The sequence below is a fragment of the Acidovorax sp. ACV02 genome (genome assembly GCF_014851475.1).
In the GTDB taxonomy this organism is placed as follows: domain Bacteria; phylum Pseudomonadota; class Gammaproteobacteria; order Burkholderiales; family Burkholderiaceae_C; genus Acidovorax; species Acidovorax delafieldii.
In genome coordinates this window covers 36,857-54,771 of record NZ_JACUZU010000010.1, presented here as the reverse complement: position 1 = coordinate 54,771, position 17,915 = coordinate 36,857, and the positions used below count along the sequence as shown (strand labels likewise).

Sequence of the window (17,915 nt, the reverse complement as noted above, 5' to 3'; positions counted from 1 at the left end):
GGGGTCCCTCCGGCCGCACCTCCTCGCGTGGCGGTTGGGAGCACCTGTCAACCCACCACGTGGCATTCGCGCCGCAGCAGCGCCAGCGCATCGTGCATCTGGTAGTCGCGGTCGCTGGTCAGCGTAGCCTGCGCGTCTTGCAAAAAACCAGACCAGAGAGCCAGGTAGTCCTGCTGGAAGGCGGCAGCCGCGTGGCTGCGGATGAAGTCAGACGCCAGCTCGGGCTGCAGGCCAGACTTGCGGATCTTGCGCACCAGGCTGGCGGCGGTTTTTTCGGTGAGCAGCGTCTTCTTGGGCGCACCGGCGGCCAGGCACAGAAACAGCGTGAGCAGCGAGTGCTCATCGTCGTTGCCCCCGGTCGCCTTGGTCCATGTCTTGCTGGCAGGCTGTGGAGGCTCATCGTCGTCCTCCAGCACATCCAGGCTGCGGTGAAAGCTGTCCACTTCGGCCAGAGGGTCGTCCAGCAGGAAGTAGCTTGCCCTGAAGGCGCCCATGGGGCGCAGCAGGGTGCGCAGCGGCGCAGCGGATTGCAGCAGCTTGGGCAGGTCGGCCAGCACGGTGGCGCATTGGGCTTGCAGCACGTCACGCAGCTCTGCCGGCACGCCGGCGGGCAGGCGCAGCGCCGTCGGCAGGGGTGCCTTCTTTTTGCGCAGTGCAGTCACCAGCTTTTCAAACACCGGGGCGCTGGGCCACTCACTCGCCGCCATGGCCTTGGGGTTCAGCGCCTGCATCAGCAGCCCTGTGCGGATCACGGCCTCGGCGTCGGCCCCGGCGGTTTCCAGCTCGTCGGTATCCAAGTCGTACTGCGCGGCCAGCCACTCGGCGGCGGCGATGGCCTGGGCGATGTGGCTGCGGCGGGCCAGCTCGGCGCGGTAGTCGGCATGGCTGCGCAGCGACCAGGCAGCCAGCAGTGGGGTTTCGGCATCCGCATAGCCGCCCATGCCGAAGTTGCTGCTCTCGGGCATGGCGATCAGGCGCTTGAGCATGTCCGAGCCGCCTTTGGAGCGCGACAAAAAGGAGTTGTCGCGCAGCGACACCGCCGCCTTGGCCAGATCACCGGCTGTGGTCTCCAGCAGGTACAGGCTGATCAGGTTGACCATGCGGTCCCGCGCCTTCTCGATCTCCGGGCGCAGAAACTCGCTGCCAAAGTAACGCGCGATCTGCACCATGCCCTTGGGCGCATCGGCATTGATGGCCGCCAGCCGGTCCGCGTCAATCAGGCCGTGCTGCACGCCGTAGACCAGCGCCTTTTCAAAGAAAGGGCGCGCGTCGTGCAGTTGCAGGGCATTGGCAGTAGCGACTGGTGCAGAAATTGAGGAAGGCGTGGGAGGCACGGTCATGTCTGAATCTATCGCGCTTCGCGCTGCTCATGGGCTATGAAACTGGCGCGGCCCATACCAGGACCGCCGCGCAAGGGCCGCCCCGCCGCGCTGGCGGTGTCCCCCTTCCCGAATGGCACAGCCATTCGAGAGAAGGGGGAAGGCGCGAAGCGCCTCAGGGGGTTGTTCACTAAATTGCAGACTCTTCGTCGGAAGCCCGTGCGGCAGGCGTGGCCTTGCCGCGGTCGGTTTCGCTGGTCTCGAACTTGCCATCGTCTTCTTCGGACGTCTCTTCGCCCTCTTCCAGTCCCTGGTCAAACGCGCGGGCCTTGGCACGCAGCACCAGCAACATCTCGATGAACAGGTCGCGGCACTCATAGCGCAGCAGCCAGGCCATCTGCATCCAGTCGCGGTCGGCCACTTCATCGAGGTCGATGCGCGGCTGCACATAGCCCGAGGCCAGCAGCTCGTCGTCGCTCAGTGTGACGCCGTAGTCTTCGGTGGCGTCAAAGGTGCCGGTGCGGGCAAAGGCCTCGATGCGGCTCCACTTTTCGGCAAAGTAGTTGGCCAGTGCCTCGGCGCCACCCTCCAGGTCGCCAATCGCGGTGAGGAACTCCACCGGGTCGGCATCGTCACGCAACACCACCGCGTTGACCATGTTGCGCAGGTGGGTGTGGGTGAGGTCCTTGTACTGCTTTTCCAGCACCATCGCGCGCGCAAACTGCTCGGGCGTGACCAGCATGTTGACCACCGAAGCCTTGGAGTCGTCGTACTCGCGCATCACGGCCAGAATGTCCTTGGGCGCCAGCTGGTCCAGCACCACCATCAGCGCGCCGTCGCCATCGCTGTCGGCCAGTTCGGCCAGCGCCGACTCGGCGCCCACGATGTCACCGGCCGCAATGAGGCTGGTGGTCTTGGTGATCAGGGCCAGGTGTTGGTTGCTGCTGCTCATGGTCGTCATTCCTTGCGCTCAAAGCCCACATCGGCCAGCCAGTTGGCGCTGGACTCTTCGCGCGTACGGCTGTTTTGCGGGTCCACCGCGTCGTCGGCACTCAGGGCGCTGTAGTCATCGTCGTGTTCGGCGGCATCTTCACCATCGTCCTCGGCATCGCTGTCGCCATGCGACGCTGCGGCCGGAGCCAGGCGCGCGTGCTGTTGCAGGTATTCCAGGCCGGCGGCTACCGTCAGAAAGCGTGCGCCCTGGGGCTCGCGCAACACGGTCTGGGCCAGACTCATTGCCCAGGGCTCCAACGCTACGGCATGGGTCAGGCTGTGCCAGTCGGGCAGCTCGTTCACCGGCAAGCCCAGCAGGTGCTCCAGTGCAGCCGGTTTGGTAAAGCGAAAGCCCCGGTGAAAGACCACGGCCACCATTTCGGGGGCCAGTTCCATCATCTGCACCAAAAACGCCATCTCGTTGCGCTTTTCGGCCAGGCGCTTGCGCAGAACGTCGTTGCCCTCGGAGTCGGACACCAGGTCGTCCAGCTCGGCCTGGTAGGCCGAGCGCAGGTCATAAAAATAGGGAGAAAGTTTCACAGGGCGGAAGGATGAGAAAGAATGCGTGCGCTGTAGGCCTGCCAGATCTCCTGGGCGGTCTGCAGCGGGTCGTCCAGCAGATTGCGGCGGCGGTTGTCGTCATAGGCCTGGCGGGCGTCGTCGTCAGACAGCACCTCATAGGCCTTTTGCACCTCGGCAAAGCGCTGTGCGGCGTCGGGCGCCGTGTTGCGGTCGGGGTGGTAGAACGAGGCCTTTTGTCGAAAAGCCTTCTTGATGTCCGCCAGCGACGCGTTGGCCGCCAGCCCAAGGGCTGCGTAGTGGTCAGCAGTCATGAAACAGTCAGTCCGTCCGTCAAAGCCAGGGGCGCCATCCAGGGCACCCTCTTCAGCACCTGTGTCGGCGCCTGCGCGCGCACATCAACCACCCAGGCTCACAAACACGTTTTGCACGTCGTCGTTCGAATCGATGGCCGCCAGGAAGTTCTCAACCTCCTCCAGCTGCTCAGCCGTGAGGTTGGCGGGGTTCACCGGGTTCTTGGGCTTGTACCCCAGCTTGGCGGACAGCACCGTGAAGCCGTGGGCGGGCAACGCGCGGCTGACCAGGTCAAGGTCGGTGGGGTCGGTCCAGAAGGTGGTGGTGCCCTCTTCGTCGCCCGCTTCAAAGTCCTGCGCACCGGCCTCGATGGCGGCCAGTTCGGGGTCAGCGTCGGGGGTGGCGGGCTCGGCTTCGATCATGCCGACATGGTTGAAGTCCCAGGCCACCGAGCCCGAGGTGCCCAGCTGTCCCTTGCGGAACAGCACGCGCATCTCGGGGGCCGTGCGGTTCACGTTGTCGGTCAGGCATTCAACCATCACAGCCACCTGATGGGGGGCAAACCCTTCGTAGATCACGCGTTCGTAGTTCACCGCGTCCGCGCCGGTGCCCGAGCCCTTCTTGATGGCACGCTCCAGCGTGTCCTTGGGCATGGAGGCCTTGCGAGCCTGCTCCACCACCAGGCGCAGGCGGGCATTGCTGGCCGGGTCGGCACCGCCGCGTGCAGCCACGGTGATTTCCTTGACCAGCTTGCCAAACAGCTTGCCCTTGGCGTCGGCCACCTGTGCCTTGCCTTTTGCTTTCCACTGCGCGCCCATGATGGATCTCTTTTCCTTGATGTGAATGCGGCGCGCTGGGGCGCCGTGTGTGGGAGTTGCTGCAGCCATGCAGGAGCCGCCGGGAGAAAAAACGCCTCCCGAACAGCCCCCAGAGGATGGGAGTGCAACTTCAGACCGAACCCTATAGGGTACCACTGACCACCATGGACACTTTCGTTGCCCTTCCGCCACGCTCTCTATCAGCCGCACGCAGCGGTGCAGTTAACCTCGGCGACATGCGCAAAGCTACTTCCTTTGACCCCTGCCCGGTGCACTGATGCTCAACACCCTTTGGCTGGGCTTTTTCCTCACGGCGGCCATCGCGGCCCTGGCCCAATGGCTGGTGGGGGGCAACGCCCAGATTTTTGCGGCCATGGTCGAAGCGCTGTTTGCCATGGCCAAACTGTCGGTCGAGGTGATGGTGCTGTTGTTTGGCACCCTCACGCTGTGGCTGGGCTTTTTGCGGATTGCCGAGAGGGCGGGCCTAGTCGATGCCCTGGCCCGGTGGCTGGCCCCGCTGTTCCTGCGCCTGATGCCGGGTGTGCCCCGGGGCCACCCTGCCCTGGGCCTGATGACGCTGAACTTTGCCGCCAACGCCCTCGGGCTGGACAACGCGGCCACGCCCATGGGCCTAAAGGCCATGAAGGCCCTGCAGGAGCTGAACCCCGAGCCCGACACCGCCACCAACGCGCAGATCCTGTTCCTGGTGCTCAACGCCTCGTCGCTCACGCTGCTGCCGGTGACCATCTTCATGTACCGCATGCAGCAGGGCGCGCCCGACCCGACGCTGGTCTTCCTGCCCATCCTGCTGGCCACGTCTGCCTCCACCCTGGTGGGGCTGCTGAGCGTGGCCGTGGTGCAGCGCCTGCCACTGTGGAGCCCCGTGGTGCTGGCCTATCTGCTGCCCGTAGCGCTGGTGCTGGGCGGCTTCATGGCGCTGCTCACCACGCTCAGCGCTGCGGCCCTGGCCTCGCTGTCGTCGCTGCTGGGCAACCTCACGCTGTTTGCGCTGGTCGTGCTGTTTGTGGCGCTGGGCGCATGGCGCAAGGTGCCGGTGTACGAGGCGTTTATCGAGGGAGCGCGCGAAGGCTTTGACGTGGCCAAGGGCCTGCTGCCCTACCTGGTGGCCATGCTGTGCGCCGTGGGCGTGTTCCGGGCCTCGGGCGCGCTGGGCTATGTGCTGGACGGCATCCGCTGGTGCGTGACCACGCTGGGCGCCGACGCCCGGTTTGTGGACGCGCTGCCCACCGCCCTGGTCAAGCCGTTCTCGGGCAGCGCGGCGCGCGCCATGCTGATTGAGACCATGCAGACCCAGGGCGTGGACAGCTTTGCCGCCCTGGCCGCCGCCACCATCCAGGGCAGCACCGAGACCACCTTTTACGTGCTGGCCGTGTACTTTGGGGCCGTGGGCATCCAGCGCGCGCGGCACGCCGTGGGCTGCGCCTTGCTGGCTGAGCTGGCGGGGGTGGTGGCCGCCATTGTGGTGTGCTACCGGTTTTTTGGATAGTTTTGGCTGATAGCGCCAGTGCAATATGCCCTAGCAGCTATCAATTAAGTAGCAATCAGGGCATCAACCGCCAGCGGGCCCTGGCGCCGCCACCAGCTCCCACTCAGCCAGCTGCTCGTTGGTGGCAATCAGCCGCCCGACCAGCAGCTTGATGAAGGCCTTGTCAAAGCGCGACTGCAAATCCTCCGACGCCTCGCGCAGCGCGGGGTTGCGCACCTTGAGCACCAGCACCTCGGTCTCGGCCACGGCGGTGGCGGTGCGGATGCGGTTGTCGGGGCGCAGGTAGGTCATCTCGCCCAAGGTCACGCCGGGGCCCAGGGTGCTGAGGTTCCAGCCCTGGCGGCTGACGGCCACCTGGCCTTCGATGAGGATGCAGAACGAGTCGCCGGGCGTGTTCTCGCGCATCAGCACCGTGCCCTGCTCCAGCCGGCGCCAGCTGCCCAGGCGCATCAGCTCCCACAGCGCCACGTCGTGAAAGTCGGCAAAAAACGGCAGCGCACGCAGGCGTGCAAAGCGCTCGGCCTCGGTGTCTTGCGACTTCTGGCGGGGCAGGCCCCGGTGCGCGGCCAGCAGTGCTTGGGCAAAGTCGGCCCAGGTGGCAAAGCGGTCGACGGGCTGCTTGGCCAGCGCACGCAGCAGCACCTCGTCCACATGCGCTGGCAGCGACGCGCGCAGCAGGCTGGGCCGGGTGGGCGTCTCGTTGCTGATCTTATAGAGCGTGGCGAAGTCGGTGTCGCCATCAAACGGGCGGCGGCCGGTGAGCAGCTCGTACACCACCACGGCCAGCGAAAACATGTCGCTGTGGTGGGTGAGGCCCTGCTCGCGCACCTGTTCGGGCGACATGTACGAGGGCGACCCCACCAGGCCGGACAGCTGCGTGGCATCGCTGCGCAACGACAGGGCGGCGCCAAAGTCGGTCAGCTTCACATCGCCGCCGCGCGCCAGCATCAGGTTGGCGGGCTTGATGTCGCGGTGCACCAGGCCCTCGCGGTAGGCGTATTCGAGCGCGTTGCAGCACTTGAAGGCAATGTCCAGCACCTGGGGCACGAGCAGCAAGGTGTCGGGCGTTGCAAAGTCGGACAGCGGCTGGCCGTCCACGTATTCGAGCACCAGATACGGCGGCAGCGCTTCTTCGTCCGCATCCAGCAGGCGCACGATATTGGGGTGGCGCAGGCGGCCCGACAGCGCGGCCTCGTTGCGCAGCAGCTTGCGGTAGCGCTCGGCCTGCTCGGGCACCTTCAGCAGGTGCGCGTGGGTCTGCTTGATGGCCACCTTGCGGCCCCGGAAGCAGTCGAGCCCCAGGTACACGATGCCACTGGCGCCCCGCCCCAGTTCACGCTCGATGCGGTACTTGCCGATGTTGGCGGGCGGTGCAGAGGTGGCAGTGGCCATGGCGGGGCTCCCGGTCAGGGTGGGCAGTTCAGGTGGGGTCAGGCTCCGGCCAGCGCCTGCTCAAAGTCGGCCAGCAGGTCTTCCGCCTCTTCCAGACCCACCGACAGGCGGATCATGCTGTCGGCAATGCCCATGGTGGCGCGCACGGCGGGGCCGGCCTCCCAGAAGATGGTGTGCGCCACCGGGATAATCAGCGTGCGCGTGTCGGCCAGCCCCGTGGCCTTGATGGGCAATTGCAGGCGGTTGCACACGGCCAGGCACTGGTCGGGGTTGCGCAGCTCGAACGACAGCAGCCACGAGCCCGCCTTGAGGTGCTTGCGCGCAAACGCGTGCTGCGGGTGCGAGGGCAGCATGGGGTACAGCACGCGCGAGACGGCCGGGTGCGCCTCCAGCCGCTGCGCCAGCGCCAGGGCGGTGGCACTGGTGCGGTCCATGCGCAGCGACAAAGTCTCCGCGCCCAGGGCCAGCTGGTGGGCGGCGTGGGACGACAGCGTGCCGCCCATGTCGCGCAGGCCCTTTTTGCGCAGCTGCTGCAGGCCCCAGCCCTTCGCGTCGCCCTTGCGGTAGGCCGCAAAGATGTTGGGGTAGCCCGACCAGTCGTACAGGCCCGTGTCGGTGATGGCGCCGCCCAGCGCATCGCCCTGCCCGCCAATGCTCTTGGTGAGCGAGTTGACCACCAGCCCCGCGCCCACCGTGGCCGCGCGGAACAGGTAGGGCGATGCCACGGTGTTGTCCACCACGTAGAGCGCGCCATGCGCCTTGCACAGCGCGCCAATGCCTTCCAGGTCGGGGATCTGCGTGCCGGGGTTGGCAATGGTTTCGACAAACACCATGCGGGTGTTTGGGCGCAGCGCGGCAGCCACGTTGGCCGCGTCGATCACGTCCACCGTGGTTACTTCAATGCCCAGGTCGGCCAACGTGCCGAACACGCTGTTGGTGTTGCCAAACACGAACTGGCTGGCCACCAGATGGTCGCCCGCCTTGAGCAGCGTGAGGAACACCGCGCAGATGCCCGCCATGCCGGTGGAGAACACGATGGAGCCGTGCCCGCGCTCCATCTGCGTGATCTTGGTCTCCAGCGCCGCCGTGGTGGGCGTGCCCTGGCGCGCGTAGTTGAAGCCGCCCTTGGCGGTGCCCTGGAAGACGGCGATCAGGTCCTCGACCTTCTCGTAGCCGTACTGCACCGAGGTGTGGATGGGCTTGTGGATGGCTCCGTGCTCGGCGCCGCCCAGGCGGTCGGCGTGCACGATCTGGGTGGTGAAACTGTGGTTCTGCGGTGTCGTCATAAAAATCTGCGGCTGCTCTGTTGCAACTGGTCTACGTGAAAGGCAAAACGATAAATACCGGCGCGCCCTTGACGCCAGCGCACCCTTGGAACTGGCTCTGCCAGGCCACCGGGTGCGTCCCCCTCCGGGGGAAGGCGCGCAGCGCCTCAGAGGGGCTTCTCCCGATGGCTACCGTTCAGGTGCGATGTGTTCAGCGTAATCGTACAAGGCGCCCAGGATGTCCTGCGTCCGCTCATCGTCGGCGGTCTCCGAGAGTTCGTCGATTTCGGTGAACAGTTGCTCCACCGTGCGCGCCCCGCCCTGCCCGTCGAACAGGCAGGCGGCGCGGTGCGCCTCCCAGCGCTCCTGCTCCTCGGGCGACAGCGTCTGCGGAAAGTTGCGCGCCCGGTAGCGCCACAGCAGCTCGGCCAGGCGCGGGTCATCAAAGTTCGCACGCGCCTTGGCCAGTCGGTCGCCGCTCAGGGTGCGCAGGTCGTTCAACAGGCGCCGGTCGTTGTTGCCCACAAAACCGCCGTACAGGTCCTGGTCCACATCCGGTGCCGGCTCTTGCGGGCGGGCAAACACCGCCGGCCAGATGCCACTCATGTCGGGCAGCGCGCGCGCCACCTCGGCGTGCTGTGCGGCCTGGGCCAGGTCGATGCCCCAGCGCTGTGCCAGCGCGGGCGTGAGGGTGTTCACATTGCCCACCACCATGGGCGACTTGTTGAGGTGGATGGTCTTGATGGGCAGGCGCGCCACGCCCTCGGGCAGATCGGCCGTGCGGGTGAACATGCGCAGGCGGATGTCGTCCACGTTCAGCGTGGCCAGCTCGCGCGGGTCGTGGGCCAGGTCCCAGGCGATCAGCTCGTTCTTGTTGGTGGGGTGGCTGGCCAGCGGCCACATCACGCCCAGGCAACCACGCTCCACCGGGAACATGCCCGACACATGCAAAAACGGCCGCGCCGTGATGGCCGTGGCGGGCAGGCGCAGCTCGGCGGCCACGCGGTCCTTCTTGTGCAGGCTCAGCGCAAAGTCAAACAGCTTGGTGTTGTGCTGGCGAATGAGGCGCGCGAGGGCAATGGTGGCGCGCACGTCCGACAGCGCATCGTGCGCGGCTTCGTGCAGCAGGCCGTTGGCCTTGGACAGGTGCTCCAGCTTGAAGCTGGGCGTCACGCCGTCTTCCTTCTTGGGCCAGGTGATGCCGTCGGGCCGCAGCGCATAGGTCATGCGCACCACGTCCAGCAGGTCCCAGCGGCCGCACTGGTTTTGCCACTCGCGCGCATAGGGGTCGATGAGGTTGCGCCAGAACATGAAGCGCGTGATCTCGTCGTCAAACCGGATGGTGTTGTAGCCCACGCCAATCGTGCCGGGCTGCGCAAACTCGGACTCGATGCGCGCGGCAAACTGGTGCTCGGGCACGCCCTGCTCCAGGCACTGCTGGGGCGTGATGCCGGTGATGAGGCACGACACCGGGTCGGGCAGATAGTCGTTGGCGGGCTGGCAGTACAGCATCAGCGGCTCGCCGATTTCGTTCAGCTCGGCATCGGTGCGGATGGCCGCGAACTGCGCAGGCCGGTCGCGGCGCGTGTTGGCGCCAAAGGTTTCGTAGTCGTGCCAGAGAAAGGTGTGGGGCGCCATGGTCGGTAGGCTAACAGGGGGCTGCAGGCGGAGGCTCGCGCACGGCGGGCGGGGCGCAAGGCGATCAAGCCGCCACTGTAACCGCATTTTTCAGTGTTTTTGACCGCAAGCGCCAGTGGAACATGCGCAAGCAGCTATCAAAAACATAGTAAATATATTCACCATACGGACTGATGCACATTCGCACCCCGCACGCAGGCTGGCACGCGGGACAATGGCGCATGCCCAGTTTCATTGCTTCCCCTTGCTCCCTGGGGCGCGCCCCCGCCCTGCCCGTCGCGGCCTCTCGCGCCCATGCCCCCACAGGTGTTGCCGGAGTGGCCCTGGCAGCCGCCCTCGCCCTCGCGGGCTGCGCGCCAGCCCCCAGCCCCACCCCCACACCCGCAGCAAAACCTGTGGCTGCGGCCACACCGCCCACAGCGTCGCCCACCACAGCCGCCACACCGCCACAGGCCAGCCCCGATGCCGACCACACGGCCGGCTTTGCCCAATGGCTGAGCAGCTTTTCGGCCCAGGCGCTGGAGGCGGGCATTCGCCCCGCCACTGTGCGCGACGTGCTGGGCAAGGCGCAGTGGCTGCCCCGCGTGGTCGAGCTGGACCGCGCCCAGCCCGAGTTCACCCGCACCCCATGGGCGTACCTCGACAGCGCCGTCTCGCCCCAGCGCATCGCCCAGGGCCAAGCGCAATTGGCGGCGCACAGCACCGCCCTGCAGGCGGCAGCCGCCCGCTACGGCGTGCCGGCCAGCGTCATCACCGCCATCTGGGGCATGGAGAGCAACTACGGCAGCAACTTTGGCACCTTCCGCACGGTGGATGCACTGGCCACCCTGGCGTATGAAGGCCGCCGCCGCGCCTGGGCGCAGACCGAGCTGCTGGCAGCGCTGCGCATCATTGACCAGGGCGACATCGCCGCCGACCGCATGATCGGATCGTGGGCTGGGGCCATGGGGCACACCCAGTTCCTGCCCTCGGTGTTCCTGGCCTACGCTGTGGATGCCGACGGCGACGGGCACCGCGACATCTGGGGCAGCGTGCCGGATGTGACGGCTTCCACCGCACATTTCCTTGCCCGGTCGGGTTGGAAATCTGGCGAGCCTTGGGGGGCCGAAGTGCAGTTGCCCCCCACGTTCGACCACGCCCGCGCCGACCCCGCCGTGCGCCAGACCACAGCCCAGTGGGAGTCCGAAGGGGTGCGGTCCATCGACGGGGCGCCGCTGCCCGATCTGGCCGGGGCCTCCATCGTCACTCCTGCGGGCGCGCGGGGCCCGGCGTTTCTGGTGGGCAACAACTTTCGCACCATCCTGCGCTACAACAACTCGGTCAACTACGCGCTGGGCGTGGCCCTGCTCGCGCGCCAGATCGACGGCGGCGGCCCGGTGGCCACTCCGTGGCCCCGCGACATCGAGCCGCTGTCGCGTGCACAGTTGCAAACGCTGCAAGAGGCCCTGAACCGCAAAGGCTTTGCCGCAGGCACCCCCGACGGCGTGATGGGCCCCGCCACCCGCGCAGGCCTTCGCGGCTACCAGCGCAGCCTGGGCACGGTGGCCGACGGGTATCCGACGCTGGAACTGCTGCAAAAGCTGCAGGCGCCCTGAGCGCCCCCGCCAGTCCATAGGTTCAACGGGAGGGAATGGCCGGCGTGAATAGGGGCATCGGAGACCTGCAGGTGGATTCGGATCCATCCGCCGCCAATGAAAAAGCCCACGGCGTGAACCGCGGGCTTCGGGTTGCCTTGTGAGGCCCCTGGGATCAGTCGGCCGTGGCCTCCTCTGGCTCGGCAGGCTCGGACTTCGCCGAACGCTCCTTCTTCGGCAAAGGCTGGATATCCAGCAGCACGTCGGGTGTTTCCACACCCTTGTCGTCCTTCTTCATGTCGATATCCACGGTCAACCGTCCGCCTTCGGTCAGGCGGCCAAACAGCAACTCGTCGGCCAAGGCGCGGCGGATGGTGTCCTGGATCAGGCGCTGCATAGGGCGTGCGCCCATCAGCGGATCGAAACCCTTCTTGGCCAGGTGCTTGCGCAGGGCATCGGTGAAGGTGACCTCCACCTTCTTCTCGGCCAACTGCGTTTCCAGCTGCAGCAGGAACTTGTCCACCACGCGCAGGATGATCTGTTCATCGAGTGCCTTGAAGTTGACGATGGCATCCAGCCGGTTGCGGAACTCAGGCGTGAACAGGCGCTTGATATCACCCATTTCATCGCCCGCCTGCCGCGGGTTGGTAAAGCCAATAGTCGCCTTGTTCATGGTCTCGGCGCCGGCGTTCGTGGTCATGATGATGAGCACGTTACGGAAGTCGGCCTTGCGACCGTTGTTATCCGTCAGAGTGCCGTGGTCCATGACCTGCAGCAGCACGTTGAAGATGTCCGGATGTGCTTTCTCGATCTCATCGAGCAGCAGCACCGCGTGCGGCTTCTTCGTGATGGCTTCCGTCAGCAGACCACCTTGGTCGAAACCGACATAACCTGGAGGCGCGCCAATCAGGCGGCTCACGGCATGGCGCTCCATGTACTCGGACATGTCAAAACGGATCAGCTCGATGCCCATGATGTAGGCAAGCTGCTTGGCCGCTTCGGTCTTGCCGACACCCGTGGGGCCGCTGAACAGGAACGAGCCGATCGGCTTGTCGCCCTTGCCCAGGCCAGAACGCGCCATCTTGACGGCACTGGCAAGCACTTCCAATGCCTTGTCCTGGCCGAACACCACGCTTTTCAGGTCGCGCTCCAGCGTCTGCAACTTGCCGCGGTCGTCATTGGACACGTTGGCAGGCGGAATGCGCGCGATCTTGGCCACGATCTCTTCGATCTCGGCCTTGCCGATGGTCTTCTTGCGCTTGCTCGGCACCATGATGCGCTGCGCCGCACCGGCCTCGTCGATCACATCGATGGCCTTGTCGGGCAAATGGCGGTCGTTGATGTACTTGGCGCTCAGTTCTGCCGCAGCCTGCAGGGCAGCTGCAGCGTACTTCACGCTGTGATGCTCTTCAAAACGAGACTTCAGCCCCTTCAGGATGTCGATGGTTTCGGCCACGCTGGGCTCCACCACGTCCACTTTTTGGAAGCGGCGCGACAAGGCAGCATCCTTTTCGAAGATCCCCCGGTACTCCGTGAAAGTGGTCGCACCAATGCACTTGAGCTGGCCGCTGGACAGCGCCGGCTTCAGCAGGTTGGAAGCATCGAGCGTGCCACCAGAGGCCGCACCCGCACCAATCAAGGTGTGGATCTCGTCGATGAAAAGGATGGCGTTGGGCTTGTCCTTGAGCGACTTGAGCACACCCTTGAGGCGCTGCTCGAAGTCGCCGCGGTACTTGGTGCCCGCAAGCAGCGCACCCATGTCCAGGGAGTACACCGTTGCCTCAGCCAGGATCTCGGGCACATCGTTTTGCGTGATTCGCCAAGCCAGGCCCTCGGCAATCGCAGTCTTGCCCACCCCTGCCTCACCCACCAGCAGAGGATTGTTTTTGCGGCGACGGCACAGAATCTGGATCGTGCGCTCGACCTCGTAATGGCGGCCGATCAATGGATCGATCTTGCCATCCTTGGCGGCCTGGTTCAGGTTCTGGGTGAATTGCTCCAACGGCGACGCCTTTTCGTTACGCTCGCCACCTCCACCCTCTTCGCCCTCGGCCTGATTCTCGGCCTTAGCAGGCTCGGGCGGCTCGCCCTTCTTGATACCGTGGGCGATGAAATTCACCACATCCAGCCGCGTGACACCTTGCTGGTGCAGGTAGTACACGGCGTGCGAATCCTTTTCGCCAAAAATTGCCACGAGCACATTGGCACCCGTCACCTCTTTTTTGCCGTTGCCCGTGGACTGCACGTGCATGATGGCGCGCTGGATCACGCGCTGGAATCCCAGTGTAGGCTGGGTATCCACCTCGTCGGTACCTGCGACCTGCGGGGTGTTGTCTTTGATGAAATTCGCCAGCGATGAACGCAGATCATCGATATTGGCCGAACATGCGCGCAGCACCTCCGCTGCGCTGGGGTTATCGAGCAATGCAAGCAACAGATGCTCCACGGTGATGAACTCGTGGCGCTGCTGACGGGCCTCAACAAAGGCCATGTGCAAGCTGACTTCCAGTTCCTGGGCAATCATGTGAACTCCTTTGTGCTTGCGTGGAAGGGATAACTTTAGATCGGGACAAAAGACCTGTTATTCAACAGGCTCACTGACACATTGCAGTGGGTGGCCCGCCTTGAGGGCGGCGTCAAGCACTTGCTCTACCTTGGTGGCTGCCACATCGCGCGAATAAACGCCGCAGACGCCTTTGCCATCGAGGTGGATCTTCAACATGATCTGGGTGGCAGTTTCGCGGTCTTTACTGAAAAACTCCTGCAAAACCACGATGACGAACTCCATGGGCGTGTAGTCGTCGTTCAACATGACCACCTGGTACATCTGCGGCGGCTGGGTCTTTTGGGTGCGCCTCTCGAGCACGACCGAACCGCCATCATCCCGCGCAGGCCGGGTCACGGGCGGCGCGGTGGGGGGTGAAGGTGGTTTTGTTGCCATGAAAATCATTCTAGCGACCCGAACAGGGTGCCGCTGCAGGAGAAGCTGGTTGTTGACCAGGTATTTTTCAACCCACGGCTTACAGAAACTTCTGCGGGGAACTCAATCACTCGTACACCACATTGGCGGCACCGGCACCCACTTGGGCGGTCCATGCCGCCAACGCAGCATCGCTGGGGTAGAAACGCGCGTTTTCGCCCAGTTGCAACTCTGCCACTGCAGCAGCATCGTCCGACTGGCAGCGCACGCCCATGCGCACGCGCAACCCGTGCACCAACTCCCCTTCGGCGACCTCTTCGCGCAACGGCGGAAACTCGCGCACCAAGCGCGGCACATCTGGCGCCTTATCACCCACGGTCACATGCAGGTATTTGCCAAACCGGCAGCGCGCGCCCGCCAGGTCCCATACCTGCTGCACCTTGACGCGCAGACCACCACTAAAGTGGTCCAGCTGCAGCCGGCCCATCATCACTACAAACTCATCTTCCTTGAGCTGATTGCGGTAGGTATTGAGCAACGCCTCATCGGCAGAAGCCTCAATCACAGCAGACTTGTCGTCCAGCTTGAAGAGTCCCAGCCTCCCGCGTTGCCCGTTGATGACCCGAAAGTCGCTGATGATGCCGGCAAGTACCTGGGGCTCACGGCTGTCAAGCAGCTCATCGATCTGGGTGCGCACAAAGCGGCGCACCTCGGTGGCCACTTCATCAAAAAGATGGCCAGACAGGTAGAACCCGACGGCGGTTTTCTCCAGAGTAAGCCGTTCCTTGATACCCCAGGGCGTTGCGTCCACCAGATCGGGCTCCTGGGTGCTGGAGCCATGGGCATCATCACCCATCATGTCAAACAACCCGCCCTGGTTGACGTTGGCCAGCGTTGCGGCAGCAAAGTCAAAGGCCCGATCAATAGAGGCCACCAGGGCCGCCCGGTTGAGATGGATCGAATCAAAGGCACCCGCCTTGATCAGGGCCTCGACCGTGCGCTTGTTCATGCGGGCCTTGTCCACTCGCACGCAGAAGTCAAACAGACTTTTGAAGGGCCCTTTGGTCGAACCCTGGGGGCCTTCACCGCGCCCTTCACGGGCCGCGACGATAGCTTCGATCGCCTGCTGTCCAGTGCCTTTCACCGCCCCCAGACCGTAACGGATGATCTTGTCGGTGACTGGTTCAAACCGATAGAAGCCCCGATTCACGTCCGGCGGCTCGAACGACAGCCCCATCTTGTGTGCATCCTCGAACAGCACCTTGAGCTTGTCGGTGTCGTCCATTTCCACGGTCATGTTGGCGCAGAAGAACTCGGCCGTGTAGTGCACCTTGAGCCAGCCAGTGTGGTACGCCAGCAGGGAGTAAGCAGCCGCGTGTGACTTGTTGAAGCCATAGCCCGCGAACTTCTCCATCAGGTCGAACACCTCGTCGGCCTTCTCCTGGCTGATGCCTTTCTCCGCGGCACCCTTGCGGAAAATGGCGCGGTGTTCGGCCATTTCCTCTGCCTTCTTTTTCCCCATGGCACGCCGAAGCATGTCGGCGCCGCCCAAGCTATATCCGCCCAGCACCTGGGCGGTCTGCATCACCTGCTCCTGGTACACCATGATGCCGTAGGTCTCGGCCAGCACCGGCTCTACCAGCGGGTGGGGGTAGATGACCTCTTCCTTGCCATGCTTGCGGTTCACAAAGCTGGGAATCAGGTCCATAGGCCCCGGTCGGTACAACGCATTCAAGGCAATGAGGTCTTCCAGCCGACTGGGGCGCGCCTCTTTCAACATACCCTGCATGCCGCGGCTTTCAAACTGGAACACTGCTTCGGTCTTACCCTCGGAGAACAGCCGATAAGTGGGTCCGTCGTCGAGGGGAATATTTTCGAACGCGAAATTCTCCTGGCCCTTGTGCCGCTTCATGATGAACTCGCGCGCAATTTCCAGAATGGTGAGCGTGGCAAGCCCCAAGAAGTCGAACTTCACCAAGCCGATGGCTTCCACGTCGTCCTTGTCATACTGGCTCACGGCGGAATCGCTGCCCGGCTGCTGGTACAGCGGACAAAAATCGGTGAGCTTGCCGGGCGCGATCAGAACGCCACCGGCATGCATGCCGATGTTCCGCGTCATGCCCTCAAGCTTTTGTGCCATCTCGATGACGGTCTTGACGTCTTCTTCCTTGCGCACGCGCTCGTAGAGCATGGGCTCCAGTTCCAGCGCATAGTTGTTCTTGTCGCCTTCCTTTTTCACCTCAGGCGGATAGGCCAGGGTGTAAGACATGCCAGGCTTGCCGGGCACCAACTTGGAGATGCCATCACAAAATGTGTAGCTCATGTCCATGACCCGGCCCACGTCGCGGATGGCCGCCTTGGCCGCCATCGTGCCGAAGGTAGCGATCTGGCTCACGGCGTTCTTGCCGTACTTGTCCTTGACGTAGTCAATCACCCGGTCGCGGTTGGATTGGCAAAAGTCGATGTCGAAGTCAGGCATCGACACGCGCTCCGGGTTCAGGAACCGCTCGAACAGCAGGTTGTATTGCAGCGGGTCCAGGTCAGTGATTTTTAGCGCATAAGCGACCAGCGAACCGGCGCCGGAGCCACGGCCGGGCCCCACTGGGCAGCCGTTCTGCTTCGCCCACTGGATGAAATCACCCACGATCAGAAAGTAGCCCGGGAACCCCATTTTAAGGATGGTGCCCAGCTCGAACTCCAGGCGCTCGACATAGCGCGGGCGCTCCTTGTCCCTCTCAGCTTCGTTAGGAAAAAGATGTTTCAGGCGCTCCTCCAGCCCTTCGAACGACGCGTAGCGGAAATACTCGTCGATGGGCATGCCGTTGGGCGTCGGAAAATCCGGGAGCTGCGGCTTGCCCAGCACCAGGGTCAGGTTGCAGCGTTGTGCAATCTCGACCGTATTGGCGATGGCCGATGGCAGGTCGGCAAACAAGGCCTCCATCTCCGCCGAGGACTTGAAATACTGGTCGCGGGTGAACTTGCGGACACGACGCGGGTTTGCCAGGATTTCCCCCTCGGCGATACAGATGCGCGCCTCGTGGGCCTCGTAATCATCGGGCTCGGCAAACTGAACGGGGTGGGTCGCCACCACCGGCAGGTTCAACCGGGCAGCAAGCTGAGCGGCTGCCACCACATGGGCTTCATCGTCGTTTCGGCCGGCCCGTTGCAGCTCGATGTAAAACCGGTGCGGGAAAATGCCCGCCAAGCGCAACGCAACGTCGGCGGCACCTGACTCATCCCCCTTCATCAGCGCTTGCCCTACCGGGCCCGCCTGCGCGCCAGACAGGGCAATCAATCCCTCTGACAGCTCTTCCAGCCACGTCCAAGTGCTCAGCGCCAGATTCTTGACGATATTGCGCGTCCAGGCCCGGGCCAGCAGCTCCGACAGATTCAGATACCCCTGGCGACTCTGCACCAGGAGGATAAGGCGCGATGGGACACCTCCCGCCTCGCCTTCAAGAAAGATTTCTGCACCCAAGATGGGCTTGACACCTTTACCTCGCGCTTCCTTGTAGAACTTGATCGCCCCGAAAAGGTTATTGAGATCGGTGATGGCCAGAGCGGGCTGGCCGTCCTTGGCGGCCGCTTTGGCCACCTCGTCGATGCGATTGGTACCGTCAACGACGGAGAACTCGGTGTGCAGGCGCAAATGAACAAACATGCAGGCATTGTAGAA

At 64.3% G+C, this 17,915-nt stretch carries 13 protein-coding genes; 2 read left to right on the top strand and 11 right to left on the bottom strand.

What is annotated here, in order from left to right:
- Positions 1–47: 47 nt before the first annotated feature.
- The 5 genes from IB236_RS21500 to IB236_RS21480 all read right to left on the bottom strand — a co-directional run bounded on the left by IB236_RS21500 (position 48) and on the right by IB236_RS21480 (position 3,943).
- Positions 48–1,340, bottom strand: a complete 1,293-nt coding sequence (locus IB236_RS21500; protein ID WP_192422170.1) for a hypothetical protein — start codon at positions 1,338–1,340, stop codon at positions 48–50.
- 169 nt (positions 1,341–1,509) lie between these two features.
- Positions 1,510–2,271 carry a hypothetical protein gene (locus IB236_RS21495; RefSeq protein WP_192422169.1) on the bottom strand — a complete coding sequence of 254 codons (762 nt, stop codon included), beginning with the start codon at positions 2,269–2,271 and terminating at the stop codon, positions 1,510–1,512.
- 5 nt (positions 2,272–2,276) lie between these two features.
- Entirely contained in the window at positions 2,277–2,852 is a 576-nt protein-coding gene (locus IB236_RS21490; protein ID WP_056746082.1) for a hypothetical protein, read from the bottom strand.
- Complete coding sequence (locus tag IB236_RS21485; RefSeq protein WP_015014301.1) at positions 2,849–3,145, bottom strand: DnaJ domain-containing protein; 297 nt, start codon at positions 3,143–3,145, stop codon at positions 2,849–2,851. The genes IB236_RS21490 and IB236_RS21485 overlap by 4 nt, the downstream gene beginning before the upstream one ends.
- Before the next feature lie 84 nt (positions 3,146–3,229).
- The gene (locus tag IB236_RS21480; RefSeq protein WP_056062254.1) at positions 3,230–3,943 is read right to left on the bottom strand and encodes a YebC/PmpR family DNA-binding transcriptional regulator; all 714 of its coding nucleotides are present in this window, start codon (positions 3,941–3,943) and stop codon (positions 3,230–3,232) included.
- A 277-nt stretch (positions 3,944–4,220) separates the two neighbouring features.
- On the opposite strand from IB236_RS21480, the gene IB236_RS21475 reads away from it, so the two are divergent.
- Entirely contained in the window at positions 4,221–5,450 is a 1,230-nt protein-coding gene (locus IB236_RS21475) for a nucleoside recognition domain-containing protein (protein ID WP_099730105.1), read from the top strand.
- Positions 5,451–5,513: 63 nt separating this feature from the next.
- Here IB236_RS21475 and IB236_RS21470 read toward each other — a convergent pair whose 3' ends face one another.
- The 3 genes from IB236_RS21470 to sbcB all read right to left on the bottom strand — a co-directional run bounded on the left by IB236_RS21470 (position 5,514) and on the right by sbcB (position 9,745).
- A complete protein-coding gene (locus IB236_RS21470; RefSeq protein WP_192422168.1) occupies positions 5,514–6,842 on the bottom strand; it encodes a protein kinase in 1,329 nt (442 codons plus the stop codon).
- A gap of 38 nt (positions 6,843–6,880) precedes the next feature.
- Positions 6,881–8,128 carry a cystathionine gamma-synthase family protein gene (locus IB236_RS21465; RefSeq protein WP_192422167.1) on the bottom strand — a complete coding sequence of 416 codons (1,248 nt, stop codon included), beginning with the start codon at positions 8,126–8,128 and terminating at the stop codon, positions 6,881–6,883.
- A 168-nt stretch (positions 8,129–8,296) separates the two neighbouring features.
- Positions 8,297–9,745 carry an exodeoxyribonuclease I gene (gene sbcB / locus IB236_RS21460; RefSeq protein WP_192422166.1) on the bottom strand — a complete coding sequence of 483 codons (1,449 nt, stop codon included), beginning with the start codon at positions 9,743–9,745 and terminating at the stop codon, positions 8,297–8,299.
- Positions 9,746–9,966: 221 nt separating this feature from the next.
- On the opposite strand from sbcB, the gene IB236_RS21455 reads away from it, so the two are divergent.
- Complete coding sequence (locus IB236_RS21455; protein WP_192422165.1) at positions 9,967–11,340, top strand: lytic murein transglycosylase; 1,374 nt, start codon at positions 9,967–9,969, stop codon at positions 11,338–11,340.
- Positions 11,341–11,494: 154 nt separating this feature from the next.
- Here IB236_RS21455 and clpA read toward each other — a convergent pair whose 3' ends face one another.
- The 3 genes from clpA to dnaE all read right to left on the bottom strand — a co-directional run bounded on the left by clpA (position 11,495) and on the right by dnaE (position 17,900).
- Complete coding sequence (clpA, locus tag IB236_RS21450; RefSeq protein ID WP_056063359.1) at positions 11,495–13,843, bottom strand: ATP-dependent Clp protease ATP-binding subunit ClpA; 2,349 nt, start codon at positions 13,841–13,843, stop codon at positions 11,495–11,497.
- Positions 13,844–13,900: 57 nt separating this feature from the next.
- Complete coding sequence (gene clpS / locus IB236_RS21445) at positions 13,901–14,269, bottom strand: ATP-dependent Clp protease adapter ClpS (protein ID WP_015013909.1); 369 nt, start codon at positions 14,267–14,269, stop codon at positions 13,901–13,903.
- 97 nt (positions 14,270–14,366) lie between these two features.
- Positions 14,367–17,900 (bottom strand): DNA polymerase III subunit alpha, encoded by a 3,534-nt coding sequence (gene dnaE, locus IB236_RS21440; RefSeq protein WP_192422164.1) that lies wholly within the window; start codon positions 17,898–17,900, stop codon positions 14,367–14,369.
- Positions 17,901–17,915: the final 15 nt, after the last annotated feature.